Genomic DNA, 26,918 nt, shown 5'->3' on the forward strand with positions numbered 1-26,918 from the left:
TGATTATCTTCCTTTCTTCGCTATAGATAATATTTTTAATAATTCTTCAGTACTTCTAATCGTAAAATCTATTTCTTCAGGTAATGGTTCTACTTCAACATCATCGTCTTCCTTGAACCAAACGCTAATCATTCCCATCGCTCTCGCAGGTGCAACATCATTTAACGGATCATCACCCACATACATCGTTTCTTCTGGTTTTGTCCCTAATTGGGATAACATATCTTCAAAAATCTTAGGATGTGGCTTACGATAACCTACTGTTTCAGATGTAGACAAATAGTTAATCGCATCTTCTACACCTAAAGTATGCATACGAAATTGTTTAATTTTCGACTTTCCATTTGCGATTACACCCGTGAGGTAGCCATTACTTGTTAACTTTTCAAGTGTATAAAGCGTGTCGTAATAAGGAAATACATAACGATAAAAATGCATTTCAAAATCATTAAATAAGTCTTTCCACGTTAAGCGATCAACATGAAAATCTTTAATAATTGCTTTGTACAACTCTGGTTTATCATGATCTTCATCGTCATCTAATTCTATAAATTTTTTCTTAAAATCTTCAAGTTGTATACGTACTAAATAATCATGAAACCTTTCATACTGTTCTTCTATAAATTTTTCGCGTGATTTTTTTCGATCTAAAAGTGTACCTTCTAAGTCAAAGACGACCGCTTTTACTTGTGTTAAGTCCATCATCATTACCTCTTTAATTCAAACTTTTACTTTAATTCATGCTTAACTGTATATATTCATCTATTTATACTTCGTTATTCATACATGCGTGGTTGTGTAATCAAGATATAGAATAATACTGGTATACCCAGTAAAGCGAGTATAATACTTGCAGGCACTTGGAATGGTTCTAAAACAACACTTCCTAACCAATCTGAAAGCACCATAATTGTACCACCAATAATCATATTAAGTATCATTTGTTGCCCTAAATCATAATGACCACTGTGTCGCCGCACAAGTTGTGGTATAACCATACCAATAAAGCCAATAATACCAACAAAAGCAACGATTACTGCAGTTAAAATTGATGCAATCAACAACACGCTATATGTCATGCTTTGAACATTTAAACCTAATGATTTGGCTCGTAAATCGCCAAGTTGTAATAATTTAATTTTAGAAATCATGCTTAATAAAATAATAACACCAATGAGTAGCACTGTGCCAATGTATACCACTTCGTTATATTCAGCTGAAGAGAATCCACCAAACATATAATTGACAATATTATTCATTTTATTTTGATTAAATATAATGAGTATATATAGAAAGGCGTTAAATAAAGCCCCTATCATGATACCCGATAATATCAATGTTCTAATCGGATACCCCCTCGACATCGCTATCGTTAGAGCAAGGACTAAAATCAATGTAATAATACTGAATGCAACTGAAAATATTGGCAACCAAATAAATGACATTCCTAGGACGACAGCCAAGCCTGATCCAAATGTTGCCCCGCTCGCTAACCCTAATGTAAAACTATCTGCTAATGGATTATTTAATAAGGTTTGAAACATATGGCCTGCAAGTGTTAAACCAATACCTGCAAGCAATGCTTGTAGTGTTCTTGGTATTCTAACTTGAAAGAGGATAGTTTGGGTCAGTGCGTTGCCGATATCCCCAATACTCCATAATAAACTTAGCAATATGCTAGCAATGAGTACTGTTAGCCATATTATGATTGATTTATAGTACTGCATTTTTTTGCCACGCTTTCAATGAAATCTTTCAATTATTACAATATCATCTGTTAATGCTTAACACTACACCTGCCTCTATAAATGCCAGGAATTTCATAAGCTCAAGATTGTACGGTAATATGGTTATAGCGATAAATATGCTACTCTTTGTATATGGCTTCTTTTAAAGCTTTTAGTCCATCATCAATACGTGGACCGGGACGCGAAATTTCATCGCCATCCACAGCTTCAACCTGATTTTGTTGCACTGCTTTTATGTCACTAAATCCACCACGATTATTTAATATTTTTTGATATTCGGCTTTAGAAATACCCATTGTCGAAATCATAATATCTGGATTCTTCTTAATAATTGCTTCTTTACTTACTTTTTGCCAACCTTCTAAATTCGAAAAACTATTCGTTGCGTTTAATTCGCTTAACATATCATCAAAAAAAGTGTTATTACCCGCTGTAAATATTTCTGGTTCAGAAGATACTTCCATAAACACTTTTTGCGGTTTAGCATCTTTTGGTACAGATGCTTTCACTTCTTTAATATTTTGTTTTGTCTCTTTAATGAGTGCATTTGCCTCATCCTCTTTACCAGTCACCTGCCCAATTTGTTTAAATGTGCTATACATTTCAGTAATTGACTGTGCATCTTTCACGTAGACTATTTTAACGCCACTATCTTTAAGCGTATTTAATATATCACTACTTGTCGCTTTCTGGGATTCATGCGCTAAAATTAAATCTGGTTTTGCTTTTAATAAGGATTCTTTATTTAATTTCATTGCATCAAACTGCTGCTTATCTTTAACTTCTTGCGGATAATCATCAACAGTGGAGACACCCACAATATTATTTCCTAATCCTAATTCATACAATATCTCCGTATTACTAGGCATCAACGATATTATCCTATCATAAGATTGTTTGTCCGAATTCTTTGCTTTCTCTTTCGTTTGGTCTTCGTTTGTTCCACAAGCTGCTAATAAAAATACTAAAACAATAAAAAGATAAAATATTTTATGAGGTCTTTTCACGTCGTAATCTCCTAGTTCATATTTTTCTTTATCATATCAAAATTCAGCCCAATTTTAATTAACAAACCTAAATTTTTTCTATAAATACACATTTAATGGTGAAATCACTAAAAAAACACCAAACGACTGCTATCAGTCATTTGATGCCTAATTAAGCGTTTATGTCATATTTTATAAACAACTTCAATGGAAGACAAATTTAACTTAAATTATCTTCTTTATTAACAAATATACGCATTGTTTGAATTAAATAATGATGGAAATCATCGTTTCGATTTTTGTTAATATTCTTTATAAATCGCTCATCTTGTTCATACGTATGTGCCATATATTCGATAAATTGATCATCACAATTAGGCACTTGAATCGATAAAATACATTTGAGTTCTTCAATATTGTCAACTGCTTGATTAGGTGTAACACCTTTATTTTGTAGTTGATTCATTTTATTAAAAAACGCTTCAAGTTGCTGTGCTATTTTATCATAATCAGACTGTTGTTGATTTTTAGTTTTTCGAGCGTTATTTTGTTCAAATGCTTGGTAGTAATTAGAATCTTTATATTTGCTGTATGCTTCACGCTCATATTGTCCGGTTAAATCAAATCCATTGAAATCTTTAATCTCCAACGCCTCATATTGATGGTTTTCAAAATGTTCTTCTAACTTTTCTAATATACGATTGAATTGATTACGTTTGTCTAAAACAATTTCATAACGAGTACTAAGAATTTCATTCTTTTCAGTTATAGTGCTTTCAAAATATTGTTTTATTTCTTCTAACGTTAATTCTAGCGCTCTTAAAAATAAAATATGTTGTAGTTTCGTTAAATTTTCCATGTTATATGATCTGTAACCTTGCTCATATACTTGATTTGGTATTAATAGACCTATCTCATGGTAGTAACGTAATGTACGTGTACTTATACCCGTGATATTTGCAATGTCTTTCGGACTAAATTGTTGTTTCATTTATCTCGCCTCCTATAACGCAGTATGTAGTATAACGTTACGTGAAGGTCAACCTCTTTTTTAATTTTCAAAATAAGCATCTAAAAATGTATATTTTGTATTTATTTTACCGTTAAAATAATTTTTACCAAAATTATCTAACAATGCGTGGAATTCGTTAGCATCTTGATTTGAAAAATCATTTGGTAGTTTAATGTGTCGTTTTAATTGTTCATAACTGTTTGTTTGCGTATATCCTAATTTTCGATATAGCCTCCTTGAATAACTGTCTGCAATAAACTCAACGCCTCCAAAGACATATACAATGAGTACATCAGCTGTCTCACTGCCAATGCCTTTAATTGCTATCAACGCTTTTCTCAAGTCTTGTTTATAATGATCATTAATCTCCTGGTAATCAAAATCATAGTGCTCCAACCAAGTTAATAAAGAGAGAATTGTTTGCGCCTTATTTTTATAAAATCCACTCGATTTAATTAATATTTGTAACTCTTCTATCTTTAAATTCAAGATGTGTTGTGGTTCTAAATGTGTTGCTTGCTTTAAAGATTCAATTGCATATGCTGCATTTCGCCAATTCGTATTCTGAACGAGAATCGCGCCCAACATAACTTCTATTTTTGATTCTGCCGGCCACCAACCCTGTGGACCCATGTGATCATATAGTAGTTGATATAACGTTTTTGTATCCAACATAGTATCCCCCATCCCTCTTCAACTTTAAGTTTTATAATTATTTGTAAGTTAATTTATTAAAAAAGAGCGAGCAACAATTTGTTATTGGATAAGTTGCTAAACTATCTAATCCATACAAATCTATTACTCACTCTCGTTAAGTGAATCTTATCATTTTAAACTTTTACTTACATAGATTCTGGTGCATTAACGCCGACTAAATCTAATGCATTATGCATTGTGATTTTGACTGCATTAATAAGCGCGATTAACGCTGTTGTCTTTTCAACATCATCTGTTAATACTTTTTCCGCATTATAGAATTTATGGAAGTGAGATGCTAACTCTTGAATATAATTTGTAATTCTATGAGGTGCTCTTTGAACTGCTGAACTTTCAATCATTGTTTCGAATTCAGCTATTTTTTTCAATAAATCAATTGCTTTTGCATTTGTGATATATGAAAAATCCGCTTCTTTTGAAGGTTTAATCCCTCTTTCTTCAGCTTGTTTCAAAATCGAACAAATACGTGCATGTGCATACTGTGCATAATACACTGGATTGTCTTGAGATTCTTGTTTCGCTAGTTCCATATCAAAGTCAAAATGTGTATCCGGACTACGCATTGTTAAGAAATAACGCGCAGCATCTACGCCAACTTCATCCATAATTTCACGTAACGTAATTGCATTACCTGTACGTTTACTCATTTTCACTTCTTGTCCATCTTGCATTAAGCGAACCATTTGCATAATTTGGATCTCAAGGCGATCTTTTTCTACACCGAATGTTTCTAACGAAGCTTTCAAACGATTGATATAACCGTGATGGTCTGCACCAAATAAGTTGATTAACACATCGTTGCCACGTTCTATTTTATCAAAATGATAAGCGATATCTGGCAAGAAGTACGTGTAGTTGCCGTCTTTCTTAATTAATACTCTATCTTTATCATCTTTGAAATCAGTCGTACGTAACCACGTTGCACCATCTTGTTCATACGTATAGCCAAGGTTTGTCATTTTATCTAAAACTTTTTTAATTTCGCCTTTTTCGTATAAAGATGTTTCACTAAACCAACTGTCAAAGTGTGTATTGAAATCAGACAAGTCTGTTCTTAATTTTTCCATCTCATAATCGACACCGAGTTGTCTAAACGTTTTTATACGTTCGTCCTCTGAAAGGTCTTTTAACTCAGGTTGTTTGTCAGCTAAATCTTTACCGATATTAATGATATCCTTACCGTGGTAACCGCCTTCTGGCATTTCAAAAGAATCATCACCAAGCGCTTCGAAATAACGTGCTTCAATTGAGCGCGCTAAATTCGTAATTTGATTACCAGCATCGTTGATATAGTATTCTCTAGTTACTTGATAGCCTGCTGCTTCTAAGATATTTGATAATGTATCTCCGACTGCTGCATTACGGGCATGTCCAATATGTAGGTCTCCTGTTGGGTTTGCAGAAACATACTCTACTAAGATACTTTTACCATTAGCTTCTTCAGTATGGCCAAATTTGTCGCCTTTATCCATTGCTTCAGAAATGATTGCAGTTAAATACGAATTGTCTAAATAAAAATTAATAAATCCAGGACCTGCGATAGCTACTTTTTCTACTTTAGCTTTTGTTGTATCTAAATTATCTACAATAGCTTGTGCGATTTCACGTGGATTGCGTTTTGCTATTTTTGTTAAGACCATTGCAATATTTGTTGAATAGTCACCATTACTTTTATCTTTAGGAATTTCTATTTTGATTTCTGGAATTTCACTCGTATCAGCAAGTTGTGCCTGTTGGATACTGTTATTAATTTCTTCAACCAATGTTTGTTTGACTTGATCAATTATGTTCATTATGGTGTCTCCTTATAAGTAATTTCATATTGATAAGATCCCATTTTCTCTTCATCTTGAATTAAATCATAATGTACTTTCAATTTGCCACCGTCAGGCGTAACAAAATGTAAAATGGAATGTGTACGTACCGTTAGTGGGATGCGTCCGCCACTAATTTCATATAAAGTAATCGTATCTTCACCTTCAACGAAATGAAGAATCATTTTAATTTCACCGTTGCGAATGATTTTGACACCTGCTTCTTCAATTTTCACTGTCACATTTACAATAACATCATTAATTTCTTCTTGATATCGGATAAATTCAGCATTGCGTTTTTGCCAAGATCCTTGTGTATTTTGCGAAAATTTCTCTTTATTATCAAATTGTTTAACAATTTGTTTCGTCTGGATATTAACATTGTTTTCCAATGTGCGTTTCACCCTAATCTTTAAAATAATACAAACAATTATAGCATACTTGAAATAAGCAATACAGTTGCGAAAACAATTTTCAAAGCGTTAATTTCACACTAACTGAAAATATAGAATTTCTTTTTATCTACCTAAGTCAGCAGCAATATAAGAATAACTGAATAGATTTTACATGCAACACTTACAATTAAGTTGAATTCACATAATAAAAACAGCCAGAATTCAAACAATTCGGCTGTCTACTTAATCTAATACCAACATGGCTTAGATGTTACTTACATTAAATTTACTGTGTGTTTAATGCGTCATGCAAAGCTTGTTCAGAATTATTCCACATCTCTATATCATGCGCTTTAAGAAAATCTTTTAAAACTTGTTTATTTTCTTCACCGATGTGTTCAATTTCTATTTGACGTTTCATAGATTTATCCATCATATTGACGTGTTCGGGCATACTTTTATATCCTCTACGAATACTTTTATTCACCATTAAATAACAGCCTGTAACACCTGCGTAGTATGGACCATTTTCGCCTCGTTCAGTCGTAACCCAGCATAGCCAATACTCTTTGGCATCTTCACCTTCAACGACTTCTTTTTCTTTAATCCATTTAACACCTTTTTCAACACTTGCGCGCGCATGCATACCACCAATATCAATAAAGGCTTCCTTATTTTGAACATCAATAAAGACAGGCGCTACGTTATCTAAACTGATTGAACCGATATTCGTACCTTTATGTCCATCTAGTGGGTCATTCTTAATGATGTTAAATTTAAAACCTTTGCTTTCAGCCACTAGCAAACACCTCCCATAAAATAAGTTTCATAATTAATTGTAATATCTACGTTCTATTTTAAAACCACAATACGTCTCATGTATACTTAAATGGTTTTTAAAAGTTGGATTCAAAACGACAATTTAATGGCGAACACTTTTCTACCATTGGTTAATCGCTAATTCAATTCATTTAAAATGCTGATAATCGCATTTCCTATATTTTCATCTTCAATTTCAGTAATAAACTCTTTAGGATAATATAGTTTATAATCCTCCCTGTTTATACCAGTAATACTATGAATGATCAATGACTGACTACTAATTTCACGTATTTTACCATTACGGCGCAATAAATGAATAGGTTGTCTATCTGACCCAGGCCTATCATAATCGTATGGTAAATCCGAGAACGATTCACTTACAAAATAATAATTTGGATCTATACCTGCTTGTATAAACAAATCGGTTAATTCTGTAATTGTAATAATAGAACCGTCAAACGGCATGTATTTAAATAAGTCACGATTAATAAAACGACGGGATAAATCACTTAAGATTGCATCATCTTCTTTCACCCATGCTTTTAAATAATACAGTACCACGGCTTCATCTAAATCCACGTATTGTTCAATTGTCATGGACTCTTCAAAGAACGGTATGAAATCTGTAGGATGCATTTTAAATGTATAGCCTTCCTCATATAACTGCTTCGCGCGTTTCAAACAATTATTTAATAATACTTCCCCACCTCGACTTACTGGGTGGAAGTAGATTTGCCAATACATTTGGTAACGACTCATAATAAAGTTTTCTACTGCGTGCATACCACTTTCTTTAATAAGCACTTCATCTTTAGATGGGCGCATTAATCTTAAGATACGTTCCATATCAAACTGGCCATAAGATACACCTGTGAAATATGCATCACGCTGTAAATAATCCATTCTATCTGCATCAATTTGTGATGAGATCATAGAAATCACTAATTTATTCTTATGCGTTTTATTAATTACATCTGCAACTTGTTGCGGAAAATCCTCTGAGACACGCTTTAATACTTCATTTACTTCAGTTGGTCCCGTAATAATCGCTTGTGTAAATGCTTCGTGATCCGTGTTAAAAATTTTTTCGAAACTATGTGAAAATGGTCCATGCCCTAAATCATGTAATAAAGCAGCACATAAAGCTAAAGGTCTGTCATCATTATCCCATGCTTCGCGACCATCAAATGAATCATCAATCAATCTACGTACAATTTCATATACACCGAGCGAATGCCCAAATCTACTATGTTCTGCCGTATGGAATGATAAATATAATGTGCCTAACTGCTTAATACGACGCAAGCGTTGAAATTCTTTCGTCTTAATTAAATCCCAAACCACTTGATCTCTGACATGAATGTACCTATGAATCGGGTCTTTAAAAACTTTTTCTTCAGGTAACTTTTGTGTAGCATAAGTTGTAAATGTCAATGTAGTCCTCCTGTTCATACCCTATACTTTGCAGATCATTTTAATGGCTTACGTAACAACGCTAAGTCCATTGCTTCACCGTACATTACATGTGTGTATGAGCGTACTTTTTCAAAACCTTTTTGTTGGTAGAACGTCATAGCTTCTTCATTTTTATTATCTACTTCTAAATAAACTTCATTATAGTCATCTTTAAAATAATGAATACCTTCGGACAATAGATTAGAACCATAACCATGGTGTTGCCATGATGGGCTCACATAATGTGCAGACAAGAATAATTCAGTACCATAAATAAATATAGCAAAGCCAATAATATTTTCGTCTTCTTCGACTACTAAAAACAATTGATCTTCTAAACGTTTTAGTAAATGTTGTTCATTATATGAAGCAGCCAATAATTCATTTACTGTCTTAGCTGCATAAATATTTAAATACGTATTATACCAAGCTTTTGTTGCTACATCTCTGATGCTGACAACATCTTCTGCAGTTGCTTTTCTTACTTTGTGCATGTTGCTCTCCCCCTATTTAGATAGGTAATAATAGCTACATTATAACATAATTTTAGTATTCAAAATACTTTATCTATCTAGAATAAAAATAGTTTGAACAACATAAATCATTTGCTCAAACTATCTTTAATATATTTACTTTTGGCCTAATGTTTGTTGCCATTCTTGTGCACGTTTTAATGCATAAACGTCCTTTTCAATATCGCCTGGCTTTTCAGCAGTACCAATAATATAACCTGATAACGTTGCGCCAATAAATTCCAAGCTATATTTCACTTGTGTGATACATGGCTTTCCTTTAACTTTCGGGAAATCTCCACCAACGATGATTAATCTAAAATCTTTTTTCGCCATTTCTTCTTTAAAATTTTTATAATTTGGGTCCATTAATGTTTCAGACCAATGATCGAAAAATGCTTTTACTGATGCCGATAAACTGTACCAATACACCGGCGAAGCAATAATAATCGTCTCACTCGCTAATACTTTATCAATAATCTCTTTATAATCATCATTATATGATTCTATTACCTTATTATCATGTCTTACATCTCTAACTGGATTTAATTGATATTGTGTTAAATCTATCCATTCGTAGTCGTATCCTGCTATGGCCGCTTTAGTTAAATGAGCAGTGTTTCCCTCTGGTCGACTGCCCCCGAATAAAACTGTGATCATAATAATCTCCTTCTACTACTAAATTAATAATATATCTGTTGAGCTTTATAATTATACATTTTGACTATTTAGGTAAACTTAATTAATAATCCTACACTAAATAATGGAATTATTAAACAGAAAAATGAAAATACATTAATAAATTAAATTGTTTGCTCAAAAATAGTACTTTTCCAACATACTATTTATCTATATTTTTAGGTTTAAAGTTTATAAATATAAAAAGTAGATAAACACTACATGGTTCATCTACTTTAATGTTATTATTCTATTGGAAATAACTGTTCTATTTTTTCGATTTCCTCATTTGTTAATTTAAAATCAAGGGTTATTAAATTATCCACGACTTGGTTTGGTCGTTTGGCTCCCGGAATAATAACATCTAATGATGGTTTAGTAAGATAATACGCTAATACAACATGTACTACATCTACTCTATGATTATCAGCAATCACTCTGAGTTGATCTACTTTTTCTAAATTTTCTTGATATCTTTCACCTTGAAACTCTGGATTTTCAGCACGAAGATCATCAAATTTCGTGTTCTCTGTATATTTACCAGCTAATAGACCTGATACTAATGGGAAATATGGAATAAATGTAATATTATTTTCTGAAGTATATTCTAAAATCGCCTCATTTTTACGATTCAATAAATTATATTCCATTTGAACGACATCTACGTATCCATCTTTATTCGCTTCTTTTAATTGTTCTAAGCTGAAATTCGAAACGCCAATTGCTTTTATTTTGCCTTCGTCTTTTAATTCTTTTAAAGCTGCTACGGCTTCATTTTTAGGTGTTGATTCATCTGGAAAATGAATATAATACAAATCAATATAATCTAATTGTAGACGTTTTAAACTTTGTGCCACCTGCTCTTTTAAGAATTGCGGATCATTCGAGACTTGTACATTTCCGTCTTCATCAAAATAATGTGCACCCTTCGTAGCTATCGCAAATTCTTCTCTCGTAAATTCTTTTACTGTCTCCCCGACAAGTTCTTCTGAACGTTCAGGTCCATAGATAAATGCCGTATCTAATAAATTAATATCATTTCTAATTGCTGTACGTACAGTTTCTTTCCCTTGTTCTTCATCTAAATTATTATAAAAGTTATGACCACCTACTGCGTTCGTTCCTAAAGCAATGGGTGATACTTTAACATCTGATTTACCTAATTGTACTTTTTCCGCCAAACTTCTTCAGCTCCTTATATTAAATATGAATCGCGTATTTTAAAATACGCTTTCTATATTTATGCTCGTTAGCCTCGCAATATTATTGAACAACCTTTTGCACGTCTTTATAAATCAATAGCTAAAAACCGGTGTGCAAAGAACCATTAAAATTTAATTGTTTCACTAACTTCATAATTTGTATTTACCCTTTTCAGTTCATTTTATATGTGTTTTCATAAATAAATTGTATTTTTAAACCATTTCATTACTTTTATCAACAAATGAACCAAATATAATACTGTCTTTATAGAATTTATCATGATAATTCTAATATATTAAATAAATTGCTTGGACCAGAACAACACTAATTGCTATAAAAAACACAAAAAACAGCAGTGCAACTTAAATTCATAAGTCTCACCACTGCTCATTCACTTTCAAATATTATCAATATAAACATTGCATCTATATGTTATTTCGCACTTTTTCGCTGTGCGAGTTTCTCTTTCAATTTTCTATCTTGTTCTTCTTTACGACGTTTACGCAACTCATTACGCTGTCTCAAGCGCTCTTCTTCTTCTGGATCTCTTGGTTTTTGTAACTGTTTCATTACTTTTTCCATGAGTTCTTCTTCTGTTAGTGCAGCCAGCGGACGGTTATTAACAAACGCAAATGTTTTTCGTCTGCCTGGCCCACAATAGGATTGACAGCCAATCTCTATTTCAGCTTCAGGGTCTAATTTCGTCAACTTTTTTTCTAATGATTTACAATCCACGCCCTGACAATCATCACAAATCAGAAACTTATTTTGCAACTACACCCTCACCTTTCTAGTAATATACAGAGTCAAAAATCCTATGCTAATTTAATATGTATAGGTGCACGCATTCACATTTTTTGTATTTACAACTCTAATTATTTTACTCTTTTTAGTAAAAATTTCAAGTTTTTAATTATATTGTTTGCCTATTATGACTTGATTCAAGTTGTCTTATAAATAAAAAAGTGAACTTAGTATATGCTTTTATATTCGCATACTAAGTTCACTTCATCGACTTTTAAGTCCACCATAAATCTGGTGCAGGATTTTCTATATTTACTGATTTCAAATTATTTACTGCTTTAGTAAAACCTTCTTCAATCGACATAATCGGATCTTCATGTTCGATACTTACGACATAATCATAGCCATTGATTCTCAATGCGCTAATGATTTCTCCCCATACTTGTGGGTTATGACCATAGCCTACAGTTCTAAATGTCCAAGCACGCGTTTGTACATTGCCATAAGGTTGCATATCCGTTAAACCATACATATTTACATTTTCTTGATCAATGTATGTATCTTTAGCGTGAAAATGGTGAATTGCATTTTCACGACCTAAAATTTTAATTGCAGCAACTGGATCGATACCTTGCCACCACAAATGACTAGGGTCTAAGTTAGCACCAATCGCATCATTTGTCGCTGCTCTTAATTTCAACAATGTATAAGGGGTATGTACTAAAAATCCCGCATGTAGTTCAATTGCGATTTTGACACCTTGTTCTTTTGCGTAATCTGCTGCTTTTTTCCAATATGGAATTAGTTTTTCTTCCCATTGCCATTCTAATATTTCAGAATAGGCTGTTGGCCATGGCGTTACTGGCCAATTAGGATATTTTGCTGTTTCATCCGAACCAGCCACACCTGAAAAAGTATTAACCACTGGCACATTTAATAAAGCCGCTAATTTTATTGTTTTAAACAAAGTATCATGCGCATCTTGTGCATGATCTTGATTTGGTGAAATTGGATTATTGTGACAGCTAAAAGCACTAATGCCTAAACCACGTTGTTGTATTTTTTCTAAATATTCAGCTCTTTTACTTTCATCTTCTAATAATTCATCTAAAGGACAAAATTGATTACCTGGATTACCTCCAGTACCTAATTCAACCATATCAACACCCGCATCAGCTACATAGTCCAACATTTCTTCAAAAGTCTTATCTTGAAATAATACTGAGAACACACCAATTTTCATAAATTAAACCCTCCTCAAAATTTTAAAACATTACAATCGAATACTATGTCCTTCTGTGCTGCTTTGATATATCGCATCTATTAATATATTAATTTTTTGCGCTTGTTCAGGTTGTACGACTAACGCTTCATGCCCTAGACAACTGTTCACAAAATTAAGTGCTTGTCTCTGGGCTGCAATTTCTTCATCATGTGCTGCATCGGCTTGTTCTGTAAAAAACGTGCCAAACCGTGGTTGGTATATTTCAAAGGGATATAAACTTATGCCACCGTCCACACCTGAAATACTTATATGTTTTGTATCTTCTTTAATATTTGCTGACCAGGAACATTCAAATTGCATCGTTGAATGATTTTCAAAAGTAATGAAGCTCGTGACATGATCATCTACATCAAACGTTTCATGATCAAATTCTCCCCAGTCATTGATTTGATTCGGCGTTTTGCTTAGTCTGTTATATGTTTTACCTAGGACTTCAATGGGTTCAACATCTTTTAATAACCATAATGACAAATCTAACAAGTGACATCCGTAATCGATCAGACTACCACCACCTTGCAATGTTTTATTCGTAAACACACCCCAACCTGGCACTTTTCTTCTACGTAAGGCTTGTACACGTGTGACAAGCGCATCACCAACCACGCCCTCATCCACAGCATTTTTTGCGGTAATCGCAGCATCCGTAAATCGATAATGATAGCCTATAGCCAATAATTTGTCAGCACGCATAGCAGCTTTAACCATCTGTTCGCATTCTAATTGATTCATCGCCATCGGTTTTTCACAAAACACATGGACACCCGCTTCTAAAGCCGCAATAGAAATTTCTGCATGGAATTTATTTGGTGTGCAAATAGCTACGGCATCAACCTTTTCAAACATAGCTTCATAACTTTCAAACACTGTACCAATTGCGAATCTATCCGCTACTGTTTTTGCCAGTGTTTGATTGACGTCTTGCACTGCCACAATTTCAGCAAGATGACTTAAATTTTGAAATGCAGGAATATGTCTGCCTTGCGCAATACCACCACAACCAATAATCCCGATTTTCAATTTTTCCACATTCTCCATAGTAATCAAACTCCCAACCCTATTTTTCTTTTATTTCTTCTAACGGTTGAGCATTGCCATATTGATGTTTCGGTGTATTGGAATTACATGCCCATTTCACACCATTTTTGATGACTTGTTGGATGTTGGCATTATAATATGTCGGATAACTTTCATGACCTGGTCTGAAATAGAATATTTTGCCATTACCCCTTTTAAAAGTTGCTCCGCTTCTAAAGACCTCTCCGCCTTCAAACCAGCTAATAAAGACTGTTTCATCAGGTGCTGGAATATCAAAATGCTCTCCGTACATTTCTTCTTTTTCTAATTCAAAATATGAATCTAAGCCTTCAGTAATCGGATGTGTCGGATCAACTACCCATAACCTCTCTTTTTCATCTGCTTCTCTCCACTTAAGGTCACAAGTGGTACCCATTAAGTTTTTGAATATTTTCGAGAAATGTCCAGAATGTAACACAACAAGCCCCATGCCATCCAATACACGTTGTTTCACTTTTTCGACAATGACATCTTCAACTTCATCATGAGCTTTATGCCCCCACCAAACTAATACATCTGTGTTTGCTAATACATCATCTGTCAGGCCATGTTCAGGTTCGTCTAGTGTCGCTGTCTTAACTTGGTGTTCAGCCTCTAGAAAAGAAGCTAATGCTTTATGAATGCCTTCTGGATAAACTTTTTTTACTTCAGCACTTTCTTGTTCATGACGAAATTCATTCCAAATTGTAATATTCAATAGTAAGCTCCCCTTTGATTAATGTTTATTTAAGTATACCGCTTTTCCTGTTTTTGCAGATTCATATATCGCTTCTAATATTTGAGTCACTACAAATGCTTCTTTCGGTTTTACGACTGGCTCAGTATCATGAATAATATTATTTATCCAAGCACGTGCTTCTTCTTCAGCTTCATCGATTTTTTCACTTTCATAAAAATCAACACCTGCATTATCTACTTCAATTTGAGATGTATATAAAGTGCCGAATGATTCACCATGGATGCGCAAACCATCTTTCATATCAGCGCCACCATGCGTACCTGACAATGCACATTTCGCTTCATCCACGTCTAATGAATTGAGTGCCCAACTAGATTCTAAGATAATCGTTGCGCCATTACGCATCTTAATAAAGCCAAACGCTGAGTCTTCAACAGTAAATTTATCTGGATCCCATGATCCCCAAGCATTTGCCGCATTGTCTTGTTTACCTAATTTATGAAAAGTAGATCCCATAACAGACTCTGGCTCGTAATTATCCATCATCCATAATGTTAAATCTAAGGCATGTGTACCAATATCAATTAATGGTCCGCCTCCTTGTTTCTCTTCATCTAGGAACACACCCCATGTAGGAACTGCACGACGTCGAATTGCTTGTGCTTTACTATAATAAATATCTCCTAAGTCTCCACGTTGCGTCACCTTCCGTAGATGTTGACTGTCTGCTCTAAATCTATTTTGATAACCAATTGTTAATTTTTTATTATTTTGCTCCGCTGCATCAATCATTTCGCGTGCTTCGTCTGAAGTTTTAGCCATTGGTTTCTCACACATTACATGTTTACCCGCATTTAATGCTGCGACTGTAATATCCTTATGTGTATTATTCGGCGTACACACATGTATGACTTCTATAGATTTATCTTCGAGTAACTGTTTGTAATCTTCATATATTGCAGCATTGTTTATACCATATGTTTCCGCTGCAGATTCAGCTTTCGCTATGTCTATATCGCAAAAAGCGACCATAGTTGCTTCTGAAATTTTTTCTAAACTTGGCAAATGCTTACCATTAGCTATGCCACCGCATCCAATTATTCCAATTTTCACATTCATAAGACTCATCCCTTTATATTAAATTTATCCAACCTTTAAAGTAACCGCTTACAAAATTTCGTATTACATTTAAGCTTTATTTCTTTTAAAAGCTTAATACATTAGTTTCATATTAAAATACAATATTAAAAATACCAATAAATTTGACGTATTTAGATTTTATATATTAACATTAGAATATATTTTCAAATTTCGGAAAATTTTCCAATGAATAGGTGGAATCTGCACATATGGTACTTGATCATCTTATAAATAAACACTTTGAAGAATTAACTGAAAATGATTTACATATCATCAATATCATACGTCAAAATATGGATGACATGTCAGCTATGAAAATTCATGATTTAAGTAAACTGACGCATACTTCCATCTCAACGATTCATAGACTCGTTAAAAAAATGGGGTTTGAAGGCTATAGCAACTTTAAGTTTTACTTAAAAATGGAAAACAACACGCAACCATCACATTTAGCAAACACTGACCCGATTGTCGAAGATGTGCAAAGAACCGTAGAACACCTTGAAATGTTCGACTATAAACTTTTAAACCGTTTATTAGAAGATGCACCTTTCGTCTATATATTCGGTACAGGCATGGCTCAGCAAAATGTGGCTCGGGAAGCCCAACGTCATATGCTTTCTATCTCTAAACGCTCTATTGTAGTTAATGATGAAAATGAATTGCGCTTAGCAATAGATCAAATGTCTCCAGAAGATTTACTTTTCATCATCTCTCTATCTGGTGAAACTAAAAATTTAAAAGAACCTATTCAACTCATTAAATCACGTGAATTGCATTACGTCTCTATCACAACACTACATGACAATTATATTGCCAAAAATGCAGCATTCAATATTTACGTCAACAGTGCGCCAATGCAATTTTTTAATAATACGGAATATTACAGTTTCACTCCATATTATGTGGTTTTTGATTTTATCGCTAGAACATATCACAACTACAAAATTTCCAAATAATGATACAAATTATATGATGTAAAGCAACGATAGTGTTGACTTTACATCATATTTAATTTTGTAGCCTTACGCATCGTGCTTAATAATTTGCTCTGCCGCTTCTCTCACTTGTGGAACCGAAAGCCCTACGATGACTTGCACGTTTTTACCACTTTTCACAAGACCATGCGCGCCACCTACTGTTTTAAAATAATCAGCTTCTTCTACTTTTTCAGGATCTTTAACAGTCACACGTAATCTCGTTGCACAATTTGTTATATCAGCAATATTTTCAGTGCCACCCAAGCCTTCTAAATAAATCGCAGCTTTTGTTTCATATTCGTTTTTATCACTATTTTTTTTATTTTTATTTTCCTTATAATCACGCTTCGTATAGAGCTTAGCATCTATATCATCATCCTTCTCTCTACCTGGCATAGGTATATCCATTTTTAGTATGATAAATCTGAATAAATAATAATAAATGAATATGAATATAATACCTATAATAAATTGAGCAACGTAAGTTCCCCAATGAGAACCAAATAGTGGAATCCAATTGGTTGCTGCAATTTCAATGAAGCCACCACCTAAATTACCTACGAGACCAAACCCATGCATAATTGTTACCATTGTTGCTCCAAGTATAGCGTGGATTAAAAATAGGAACGGTGCTATAAAGATAAACGTAAATTCTAAAGGCTCTGTAATACCTGCAAACACAGCTGTTAAAGTAGCCGCTAGTAATAATGCCCCAACTTCTTTCTTTTTATGTGCTTTTGCTGTTGAATATATCGCAAGTGCTATACCAATTGAACCGAACATTTTAATATTACCTTGTAATAAAAATCCACCACCGGGGAAAATTTCTTTTAGTGGTTTTGTTGTTTGCGAATACTCAGTTAAATGAGAAATCCAGTATGATTTTATACCACCATCGACCACTGCCGGTCCATATTCAAATGGTGTATATATGAAATGATGTAACCCTGTCGGAATTAAAATTCGTTCTAAAAAGTGGAAGAGCCATACGCCCACATAACTTGATGAAGCTAAAAATACTTGTAACGAAGCAATCCATCCTTGAACAATAGGCCATCCCCAACTTGTTAAAAAAGCTAAAGGTATCATAGCAAAAAATGCAATCATGACAACAAACGGCGAACCTTGGAATATTCCTAAAGACTCTGGCAATTTCTTATCATAATATCGATTATGTAACCAAATCGCGATGCCTGAGATGATGAGTGCACCGATAATATTTGTATCTAACGTTTTAATACCTGCAAGTTCCGTAATACCTGTGACTTCTCCAGCATCACCCTTAAAGTCCACGCCAAAAGCAGGTCCCCATGTCGTTAATATGCTATTTATAAAATAATTAAACATCATATAAGTTACTACCGAAGACATTACTGCATGACCAGCTGATTTTTTAGCTAGTGAAATAGGTAAGCCGATAACGAAAATAAGTTCTATATTTTCAAATACAGTCCATCCACCATTTTCAATTAATGACCATATTTGAAACCATAAACCATTAGGATCAGCTAGCTGACCCATAATCGCCTCGTTTTTAAACAGTGTAGCTATACCAATAATAATCCCGAAAAATGGAAATAGTAATACTGGAACAATCATTGCGCCACCAAATCTACGAATTGCATCTCCAAACTTACGTCCGAAATTCATAATAATCACCCTTCTATCACCGCACTATCGTAAGCGCTTTCTTAAGATGATCGTATGCTTTAATCTCAATGAGTTCAATAACATTTGTACATTTAGACAATTGATTTCTACAACTGAATTTATTTCCATTAAGAGGTAAATTTTCCATAGAGTGATATTAGATGTATTCTGACTAACGACTACGTATTATGAGTTGATTAGCAATGGTCGATGGGTTTGGTTTATGGGTCTGGTTGATTCGCAGTTTACTTTTATTCAATTTCAGCAAAAAAAAGACAGTAATGAGCAGGACATATATTTATGCCTCAGCTTCATACTGTTCATTTTCATTATTGACCGTGATATATATTAAACTCCAAAGGTTTTACTTCATTTTCTGACCATTCATCGTAAATGCGTTGTTTATTAATACCTTTATTGATTATCGTGATGCCACAATCTCCACCGCCTGCACCTGATGTTTTGGCAGCACCGCCATATTTTTCAGCTACAGAACACAACACTTTTAAATGCGCAGTTTCAATATCAACTGTCGCTTCTTTATCCATAGATTGAATAATTTCACGGTTGATGCGAATCATTTGTTGCACACCTTTAATATGATTCGTTTTAAAAGCATGTATCAACTTCTCAACACATAAATGAGAGCGTTCCAAGAATTTACCATAAAAGGTAGGGTCTGATTTCAAGCGTTTCACTTCACTCACTAAATGGTGTGATGAAGCTGGTGAGCCAGTCCAACCTATAAGCACTTCCATATTCTCTGGTGGCTGTAATGGTTCGATATGAAGTCCAGGCCAGTTTTTATTCAATACATCATTAACTGACGTATCTTCGATTTGCTGTGATACCCATTCATGATCAAACGTACTATAAGCTAACCAGCCAGTATAAACACTAACAGCAATATCACCACAAGAACTTAAACTCTGTAACTTCATATTTGCAATAACTGCAAGTTTGTAAATATATAAATTAGATAAATGCATACCATAAAATTCATTCAAAGCTTTAACCACTGATACCAAGACAGCTGCACTAGAACCTAAACCATATTTATGCCCATTTGTATCGTCTAAATTACTATCAATTGTTAAATTGAAATGTTTTAAAGGCATATTATTACTTCTTACAAATTGTTCAAAGATTTCAATTGCTGTGATGACATACTTCAATTGTTTAGCCGCATTTAAATCTGAAACTACAATTTTATCTTCACGTCTTTGAAATGTGACTGGTTCATGATGTAAAGTCTTAGAATGTATCGTGCCTTGAGTTGCATTTGAATCTTCAATAGAAGCAGTTACAAAGCGATCTACTGCGATTAATATTGATTTATATCCAGGTTCGACAACTGCGTATTCACCTGCAATGTATAGCTTCCCTGGTGCTTTAACTTGAATCATTTTATCTCTTCCTTACTCAATAATTTCTACGCCTGTACGTGTAATGTCGCTCGCAATGATTTGGTCTTCTTTAAACGATTTATGTAATGCATCAATAACCGCTTGTTTATTTTTCTTTTCTACTAAAATTTTAACATTAGGGCCTGCGTCCATCGTAAAGTAACAAGGATGACCCGCCTTACGACATTGGTCTACGATATCCATCACTAAGTAACTGTCATCGACCATATAAGTGAACGGCGGTTGAGCACCTAAGTTTGTTGCATGCATGCGTAAACCATTGGCTTCAATCACTTCACCTAATTGTTTAAAATCTTTTTGATTTATTGCATGTTTAACTGACGCTATGTCCTCATCCACATGGTCTAACCAATATTGATAAAAACGTGATGTATCACGTGTAAGTGACATACCGGCACGACTTGAAACTTTTTTCGATTTATTATTAATGACTACAAATATCATTGCTAAATCGTCTTCCCAATTATCTGCTTCAACAGGAACACTGTACGATGTCTCATCATCATACCCTTTTTCCCATTCTACAAAACCGCCATAGATACTTCTAGAAGCTGATCCTGACCCCCTACGTGCCAATCTAGATAACGCTTTGCCTGTTAACCCAAGATTCAAAGCTGCATCACAAGCTGCTGCTAATGCCGCATAAGCACTTGCTGAAGATGCTAATCCTGCTGCTGTAGGGACATAATTATCACTTTCAATATAGGCAAACATTGAGGTTTGACTTAAGTCGCGGAACACATCCATAAAACGGTGTATCTTAGCCGCTTCTGCGTCATTGACTGCTTGACCATTCAAAATAAGCGTATCTTTAGTATAGCTTTCATCAAATGTCACTTTAGTTTCAGTATAAAAGCGATCTAATGTAACCGACAAACTATTATTCATCGGAATAATATAAGTTTCATCAGCTTTACCCCAATATTTTATTAGCGCAATATTTGTATGTGCACGTGCTTTACCACTATTAACCAACGTCATTAACCTCCTAAATATTCAATCCATGTGTGATGTGCGCCTAAGTCTTGCGCACTTTCAACAATTCTCTCAGCCACTTCTAAGGTTGAAGCAAGTACAATCATACTACCACCGCGACCGCCGCCAGTTAATTTTCCAGCAATGGCGCCTTGTTGTTTACTTGCCTCAAGTAATGTTTCAATTTTATTATGGCTTACCGTTAATGTACGTAAGCTTTCTTGACACAAATTAAAGATAGAGGCTAATTTTTCGAAGTTATGATGCTCTATAGAGTCACTTGCTTCATATACAAGTTGACCAATATGTTTCACATGTTCTAAGTACGTACTATCTTCTTTACATAAATTATGTACATCTTCAACTGCTTGTTTCGTAGAGCCGAGTACGCCAGTATCAATAACAATCATGTAACCATTCAATTCTAATGGCTTTAATGTCGTTACTTTACCTTGCTTAAACCATACTGGCTTATTCGATACAATCGTTTGTGTATCAATGCCACTTGGTTTACCATGTGCAATACGTTCCGCCCAATTAGCTTCTTCTATCAACAACTCATCAGATAATGGTTTGTTGAGGTAATCGAAACTTGCACGCACAAAAGCAACCGCCATTGCAGCACTTGAGCCTAGTCCTCTAGATGGTGGTAAGTTTGTATCAATCGAAACTTTTATAGGTGTTTGGATTTCATATTTTTCTACAAAACGAGTTATTACTGCCTTTAAATGTTCAGGTGCATTAATTAACTCACCTTCATATACATCACTTTTAATACATGAAGAAAGAGGTTCTTCTATAGATTCTATTTTCGCTCTCACTTTCCCGGTCGTAAATGGAATCGCTATTGCTGGCTCGCCAAATGTAACAGCATGTTCACCAATTAATATTACTTTTCCATTGGCTTCCCCATATCCTTGTTGTGTCATATTCTCAATCACCTTTAGTATTTTCTTTAGTTTTATATTTTAAGTAAGCTACACATTACAGACAACACTGATTTTAATCATTTCAGAACACCACAATGCATTCTGCTTGAAATTTCCCAGGAAATTCCGTGTTTTAAAGTCTCGTTGTTAGCCAATCTAATATGTCTTTTATCATTATTAATTTGAAAAGACTGCTCGTATTCTATAGGAAAATACTCAACCTTAACTAATTTTACACACATTATTATACATTATCTCATAAATTTTATATTATGCCATACAACTCTAGTCATAGTTACTTGGTTTATTTTTAATTAAATAACAGAAAGTGCTTTTTCAAAAGTTAATACCTGCTACTAATTATAATCAATACTTTTCCATTATAAAACTCTATAGTCTTATATTCAAAAAGTTAACATGATTTTACGGAAATTTATTTAAATTAGTTAGTTTTAAACTACACTTTTCCTATATTACTTATTTAGTTTCTATAATTCAACAATTAGAAAGATTTATGTCAATATTTTTTATATTAACTCTAAAAAAGACCAGAGCCGTTACTTTAATAAAAAAGTACCGTTTCTGGTCTTAATAATGATTTAATCCATTGCTTGATTCATCTTAGCGTTACGTTCAATCATTTTTTCAAAATAACCTTCATAGCGTTGCCATTCATCATCTGTTATAGGTTCCATATTTAATCGTCCACCTAAATCTTTAAGCGCGTATAATAACTTAAACATTACGTCTTGAACAGTGATTGCTTTGCCTAATAATGACTCTAATGACGCCATGCATTGTGGATCTATATTTGGATAAGTAAATTTTGTTTCTTCATCCTTTAACGCGCGTTTATAAAAAGACTTCATCATATCGGCGCGTTCACTGCCATCACCTTCTACACAAAGATATACTTGTACAGCAATGCCGCCACGTACTCGCCTTTGTGAAATGCCTGCAAATTTTCGTCCATTAATACTTAAATCAAATTTCCCTGGACAATATGAACGTTCAATTTCGTGTGTTTCAATCTCTACGTCTTCATCTTCAAACATTTTTGAAACCAATAAATACATTACTGTAAAAGCTTCGTCTATTGTAATGTCATGTTTACCTTTAAATAGGAGAGAAATATTGAGTATACCTTGGTCTAAGACGACACCTAGGCCACCTGAATTTCTAACAATCGCATTATAGCCACGTTCTTCAGTAAGATAACGAATACCATCTTGTAAAAAAGGTAGGCGTGAATCATGGATACCTAAAATGACTGTATGTTGGTGTATCCAAGTACGTACAACATTACATGATAAATCTTTGCCAACACTTTCCGAAAATGTATCATCGAATGCAAATGATTGCATAGGCGCTAACCCAGAAGAATGGTCAATATAACGCCAATCTATATCATTAAAATATTTGCTTGCTAAATCCATTATTGTAATGTTTGCGCAGCAGTAATGATTGATAAGTTATACACGTCTTCTGTTGAACAACCACGCGATAAATCATTCACTGGAGAATTAAGTCCTTGTAGTACTGGACCTACTGCATCAAAACCGCCTAAACGTTGTGCAATTTTGTATCCAATATTACCCGCTTCTAAACTTGGGAAGATAAATACATTAGCATTACCTTGTATTTTTGCGTCTGGTGCTTTTTTCTTAGCAACTTCTGGTACGATTGCTGCGTCAAATTGGAATTCACCATCTACAACAACATCTTCAATATTGTCAGTTTCAATTTTCTCTTGCGCTAAGTTCACTGCATTTGCTACTTTTTCAACATCGTCTGATTTTGCAGAGCCTTTTGTTGAAAAACTTAACATTGCTACACGCGGTGTCATGTCAAAGCTTTTAGCAGTTTTTGCACTCTCTACTGCAATTTCAGCTAAGTCTTGTGCTTCAAGTGTTGGATTGATTGCGCAATCGCCGAAGATATATTGTTCTTCTCCTTTAATCATAAAGAAAACGCCAGATGTTTTTGAAACGCCAGGTTTTGTTTTAATAATTTGTAACGCTGGGCGAACTGTATCGCCTGTAGAATGTGCTGCACCGCTGACTAGTCCTTCAGCTTTACCAGTATAAACAAGCATTGTACCAAAGTAGTTTACATTTTTTAGCATTTCTTGTGCTTGTTCTTCAGTCGCTTTACCTTTACGGCGTTCAACGAAAGCAGTTACTAATTCTTGTTTCAATTCACTTGTTTCTGGATCGATAATCTCAATGTTAGTAATATCTAATCCTTTATCATTAGCTAAAGTCTTCACATTAGCTTCATTACCTAATACTACTGGTGTAACATATTCTGTATTTTGTAATTGTGTTGCTGCTGTTAATACGCGTTCATCTTCACCCTCAGGTAATACGATTCTCACATTTTTTCCTGAAAGTTTTTCTTGTAATACATCTAATAAAGACATAGGGGCCTCCTCGAAATTTAAATCTATTTATTTACACTATATAGTATACGTTATTTTTTTATAGAATTCCATGTCACCAATTTGTAATCATTTACTTATGTTTTAACAGTTTCTTTATGGTAGAATTTTATAGTGAAGACATAGAAATTTTCACAAAGGAGCGATTTACAATGCCACAAGTACCAGAAACGTTAGACGGTTGGTATAGTTTACATTTATTATATGCTATTGATTGGACTACTTTACGTTTAGTTCCAGAGGAAGAACGTCAATCTCTCGTGGAAGAATTACAATCGTTTTTAGATAAGCACGAAGAAGCACGCACAAATAATGCAGGAGATCATGCATTTTATAATATTAATGGTCAAAAAGCAGACCTTCTTTTATGGATATTACGTCCAGAAATGAAAGATTTAAATGCTTTTGAAAATGAATTTAATAAATTGAAAATTACAGATTTCTTAATTCCAACATATTCTTATGTTTCTATCATAGAATTAGGTAATTATCTTGCAGGAAAATCTGATGAAGATCCATATGAAAATCCTCATATTAAACCAAGATTATTCCCAGAATTACCTCGTACTGAATACATTTGTTTCTATCCAATGGATAAACGTCGTGGTGAAACATATAACTGGTATATGTTACCACTTGAAGATAGAAAGAAACTTATGCATGATCATGGCATGATTGGTCGCCAATATGCAGGTAAAATCAAACAATTCATCACTGGATCTGTTGGTTTTGACGATCATGAATGGGGCGTAACACTTTTTGCAGAAGACCCACTTCAATTCAAAAAAATTGTTTATGAAATGAGATTTGATGAAACAACTGCACGCTACGGCGACTTTGGTAGTTTCTTCGTAGGTAATATCATCACAAAAGATGTCTTACAAGATCTATTTTCATTATAAAATACAATAAACGTTTCCGTTCATATTAATGGAATTGTTTAAGACTGTCGGCAAAGTATCTAACTTTGTCGACATTTTTTATACATTTTCATAATTCGTTACTTGTTCTTACTCGCTCTTACTCGCTCTAGATTTCAACATGTTGTTACTTAAGGTTCGGAAGCTTACGCTTGCATAACTCGCTCTAGCATTCAACTAGTCGAATGCAGAGCGAGTAAAAAAAGGCACACTTGCTATTGAACAAGTGTGCCTGAGTCTGTGTAGTGTGTTTGGGAGAACTTTAATCACTACTTAATTTAATATTAACTGTTAAATATTGTCGCTACTCAATATTTGTCTGAAACAGCTAACTAATATTATTTTAGCCTATTTGCGAAATTTGAAACATATTTAAATTACTTAAATTGTATAAAATGTTATATTTTAAATTTTATAAAGTGTATAAGTTACTTTCTGATTCTTCTAACAATTTTTAAGAGTAAAGTGTTACAATAAAAATTATTAACTCAATAACTTATTCCTATGCTATGAATACAAAAACATAGCTTTAGTTAAATACTTCATTATTGGTGATTAAATGACAATATACAATCAAACAGTTGAAAGTTACGATGAAAGAATGGCGAAAGATGTTATTTTGCTCGCAGGACGTATCCTGTTGGAATCTGGTGCAGAAGGTTCCAGAGTTGAAGATACAATGACTCGAATTGCAACTACATTAGGCTATCCAGAAAGCAATAGTTTCGTAACAAATACAGTAATTAACTTCATGTTACATAACGAATCTTATCCTAGGATTTTCAGGATTAAAACACGAGATACAAATCTTCATCGCATATCAAGAACAAATGGCATATCTAGGCGTCTTGCTTTAGGTGACATTTCACTTGAAGATGCCTTTCAAGAACTGCAAAAAATATATCACGAACAAAGCATTAACCATGATCTAATTTTCAAATTTATAGCTGCCGCTATTATCGCAGCGAGTTTTTTATATCTTCAAGGTGGCATCTTAACAGATGTACTTACTGCTATTTTGGCTGGGTCCTTTGGCTTCATTGTTGTAGAAACGCTTCAAAGAAAACTACATGCTCAATTCATCCCAGAATTTATGGGCGCAATTGTCATCGGCCTCATAACCGTTTCAGGGCATCATTTAATACCCGGTGGTTCGATATCTACTATCATAATAGCTTCAGTAATGCCTATCGTGCCTGGTGTATTAATCACGAATGCCATTCAAGATTTATTCGCCGGTCATATGTTACTATTTACCACTAAATCACTAGAAGCCCTAGTGACTGCTTTTGGTATAGGCGCCGGTGTTGGTACTATACTCATTATTTTTTAG

At 33.9% G+C, this 26,918-nt stretch carries 26 protein-coding genes; 3 read left to right on the forward strand and 23 right to left on the reverse strand.

Features of this window, described 5'->3' with window-relative positions; translation table 11 throughout:
- Window positions 1-3 precede the first annotated feature (3 nt).
- From PYW44_RS10830 to PYW44_RS10910, 17 genes are all read right to left on the reverse strand, one after another.
- Window positions 4-702, reverse strand: coding sequence for an HAD family hydrolase (locus PYW44_RS10830; RefSeq protein WP_021339600.1), 699 nt, complete (start codon window positions 700-702; stop codon window positions 4-6).
- Between the two features lie 74 nt (window positions 703-776).
- Window positions 777-1,727, reverse strand: a complete 951-nt coding sequence (locus PYW44_RS10835) for a FecCD family ABC transporter permease (RefSeq protein ID WP_021339599.1) — start codon at window positions 1,725-1,727, stop codon at window positions 777-779.
- Between the two features lie 140 nt (window positions 1,728-1,867).
- On the reverse strand, window positions 1,868-2,755 hold the full coding sequence (locus tag PYW44_RS10840; RefSeq protein WP_021339598.1) for an ABC transporter substrate-binding protein: 888 nt from the start codon (window positions 2,753-2,755) through the stop codon (window positions 1,868-1,870).
- A gap of 199 nt (window positions 2,756-2,954) precedes the next feature.
- On the reverse strand, window positions 2,955-3,725 hold the full coding sequence (locus PYW44_RS10845) for a MerR family transcriptional regulator (RefSeq protein WP_021339597.1): 771 nt from the start codon (window positions 3,723-3,725) through the stop codon (window positions 2,955-2,957).
- Window positions 3,726-3,785: 60 nt separating this feature from the next.
- The gene (locus tag PYW44_RS10850) at window positions 3,786-4,421 is read right to left on the reverse strand and encodes an endonuclease III domain-containing protein (RefSeq protein ID WP_021339596.1); all 636 of its coding nucleotides are present in this window, start codon (window positions 4,419-4,421) and stop codon (window positions 3,786-3,788) included.
- Window positions 4,422-4,588: 167 nt separating this feature from the next.
- The gene (argS, locus tag PYW44_RS10855) at window positions 4,589-6,256 is read right to left on the reverse strand and encodes an arginine--tRNA ligase (RefSeq protein ID WP_021339595.1); all 1,668 of its coding nucleotides are present in this window, start codon (window positions 6,254-6,256) and stop codon (window positions 4,589-4,591) included.
- Complete coding sequence (locus PYW44_RS10860) at window positions 6,256-6,669, reverse strand: YwiB family protein (protein WP_021339594.1); 414 nt, start codon at window positions 6,667-6,669, stop codon at window positions 6,256-6,258. Before PYW44_RS10860 ends, argS begins: the two co-directional genes overlap by 1 nt.
- Before the next feature lie 289 nt (window positions 6,670-6,958).
- Window positions 6,959-7,471 carry a YwhD family protein gene (locus PYW44_RS10865; protein ID WP_021339593.1) on the reverse strand — a complete coding sequence of 171 codons (513 nt, stop codon included), beginning with the start codon at window positions 7,469-7,471 and terminating at the stop codon, window positions 6,959-6,961.
- Between the two features lie 158 nt (window positions 7,472-7,629).
- Window positions 7,630-8,946, reverse strand: a complete 1,317-nt coding sequence (locus PYW44_RS10870) for an HD domain-containing protein (protein WP_172457955.1) — start codon at window positions 8,944-8,946, stop codon at window positions 7,630-7,632.
- Window positions 8,947-8,963: 17 nt separating this feature from the next.
- Window positions 8,964-9,443 (reverse strand): GNAT family N-acetyltransferase, encoded by a 480-nt coding sequence (locus PYW44_RS10875; RefSeq protein WP_021339592.1) that lies wholly within the window; start codon window positions 9,441-9,443, stop codon window positions 8,964-8,966.
- Window positions 9,444-9,578: 135 nt separating this feature from the next.
- Window positions 9,579-10,121, reverse strand: coding sequence for a flavodoxin family protein (locus PYW44_RS10880; RefSeq protein WP_002508428.1), 543 nt, complete (start codon window positions 10,119-10,121; stop codon window positions 9,579-9,581).
- A 263-nt stretch (window positions 10,122-10,384) separates the two neighbouring features.
- Entirely contained in the window at window positions 10,385-11,320 is a 936-nt protein-coding gene (locus PYW44_RS10885) for an aldo/keto reductase (protein ID WP_021339591.1), read from the reverse strand.
- Window positions 11,321-11,774: 454 nt separating this feature from the next.
- Window positions 11,775-12,116, reverse strand: a complete 342-nt coding sequence (locus tag PYW44_RS10890; RefSeq protein WP_002508430.1) for a YuzB family protein — start codon at window positions 12,114-12,116, stop codon at window positions 11,775-11,777.
- Window positions 12,117-12,360: 244 nt separating this feature from the next.
- On the reverse strand, window positions 12,361-13,329 hold the full coding sequence (locus PYW44_RS10895) for a sugar phosphate isomerase/epimerase family protein (protein WP_021339590.1): 969 nt from the start codon (window positions 13,327-13,329) through the stop codon (window positions 12,361-12,363).
- 30 nt (window positions 13,330-13,359) lie between these two features.
- The gene (locus tag PYW44_RS10900) at window positions 13,360-14,397 is read right to left on the reverse strand and encodes a Gfo/Idh/MocA family protein (protein WP_031266058.1); all 1,038 of its coding nucleotides are present in this window, start codon (window positions 14,395-14,397) and stop codon (window positions 13,360-13,362) included.
- Window positions 14,398-14,425: 28 nt separating this feature from the next.
- Window positions 14,426-15,142, reverse strand: coding sequence for a ThuA domain-containing protein (locus PYW44_RS10905; RefSeq protein WP_021339588.1), 717 nt, complete (start codon window positions 15,140-15,142; stop codon window positions 14,426-14,428).
- Window positions 15,143-15,160: 18 nt separating this feature from the next.
- Window positions 15,161-16,243, reverse strand: a complete 1,083-nt coding sequence (locus PYW44_RS10910) for a Gfo/Idh/MocA family protein (RefSeq protein WP_021339587.1) — start codon at window positions 16,241-16,243, stop codon at window positions 15,161-15,163.
- 230 nt (window positions 16,244-16,473) lie between these two features.
- Here PYW44_RS10910 and PYW44_RS10915 point away from each other — a divergent pair, with 230 nt between their 5' ends.
- Window positions 16,474-17,223 carry a MurR/RpiR family transcriptional regulator gene (locus PYW44_RS10915; RefSeq protein WP_002508435.1) on the forward strand — a complete coding sequence of 250 codons (750 nt, stop codon included), beginning with the start codon at window positions 16,474-16,476 and terminating at the stop codon, window positions 17,221-17,223.
- Between the two features lie 66 nt (window positions 17,224-17,289).
- Here the strand turns inward: PYW44_RS10915 and PYW44_RS10920 are convergent, their stop codons facing one another.
- The 6 genes from PYW44_RS10920 to pta form a co-directional block, all read right to left on the reverse strand.
- The gene (locus PYW44_RS10920) at window positions 17,290-18,894 is read right to left on the reverse strand and encodes an alpha-glucoside-specific PTS transporter subunit IIBC (protein WP_002508436.1); all 1,605 of its coding nucleotides are present in this window, start codon (window positions 18,892-18,894) and stop codon (window positions 17,290-17,292) included.
- A 329-nt stretch (window positions 18,895-19,223) separates the two neighbouring features.
- A complete protein-coding gene (locus PYW44_RS10925) occupies window positions 19,224-20,300 on the reverse strand; it encodes a phosphomevalonate kinase (protein WP_021339586.1) in 1,077 nt (358 codons plus the stop codon).
- A 12-nt stretch (window positions 20,301-20,312) separates the two neighbouring features.
- Window positions 20,313-21,296, reverse strand: a complete 984-nt coding sequence (gene mvaD, locus PYW44_RS10930) for a diphosphomevalonate decarboxylase (protein WP_037553093.1) — start codon at window positions 21,294-21,296, stop codon at window positions 20,313-20,315.
- A gap of 5 nt (window positions 21,297-21,301) precedes the next feature.
- Window positions 21,302-22,225 (reverse strand): mevalonate kinase, encoded by a 924-nt coding sequence (gene mvk / locus PYW44_RS10935; protein WP_064783134.1) that lies wholly within the window; start codon window positions 22,223-22,225, stop codon window positions 21,302-21,304.
- A 599-nt stretch (window positions 22,226-22,824) separates the two neighbouring features.
- On the reverse strand, window positions 22,825-23,661 hold the full coding sequence (locus PYW44_RS10940) for a lipoate--protein ligase family protein (protein ID WP_064783135.1): 837 nt from the start codon (window positions 23,659-23,661) through the stop codon (window positions 22,825-22,827).
- A complete protein-coding gene (gene pta, locus PYW44_RS10945; RefSeq protein WP_021339582.1) occupies window positions 23,661-24,647 on the reverse strand; it encodes a phosphate acetyltransferase in 987 nt (328 codons plus the stop codon). Before pta ends, PYW44_RS10940 begins: the two co-directional genes overlap by 1 nt.
- Window positions 24,648-24,817: 170 nt before the next feature.
- Between pta and hemQ the strand changes: the two genes are divergently transcribed.
- Together hemQ and PYW44_RS10955 are read left to right on the forward strand one after the other, a co-directional pair.
- On the forward strand, window positions 24,818-25,567 hold the full coding sequence (gene hemQ, locus PYW44_RS10950) for a hydrogen peroxide-dependent heme synthase (protein ID WP_064783136.1): 750 nt from the start codon (window positions 24,818-24,820) through the stop codon (window positions 25,565-25,567).
- A 583-nt stretch (window positions 25,568-26,150) separates the two neighbouring features.
- Window positions 26,151-26,918 (forward strand): threonine/serine exporter family protein, encoded by a 768-nt coding sequence (locus PYW44_RS10955; RefSeq protein WP_172457968.1) that lies wholly within the window; start codon window positions 26,151-26,153, stop codon window positions 26,916-26,918.

This window comes from Staphylococcus equorum (genome assembly GCF_029024965.1).
Classification (GTDB): Bacteria; Bacillota; Bacilli; order Staphylococcales; family Staphylococcaceae; genus Staphylococcus; species Staphylococcus equorum.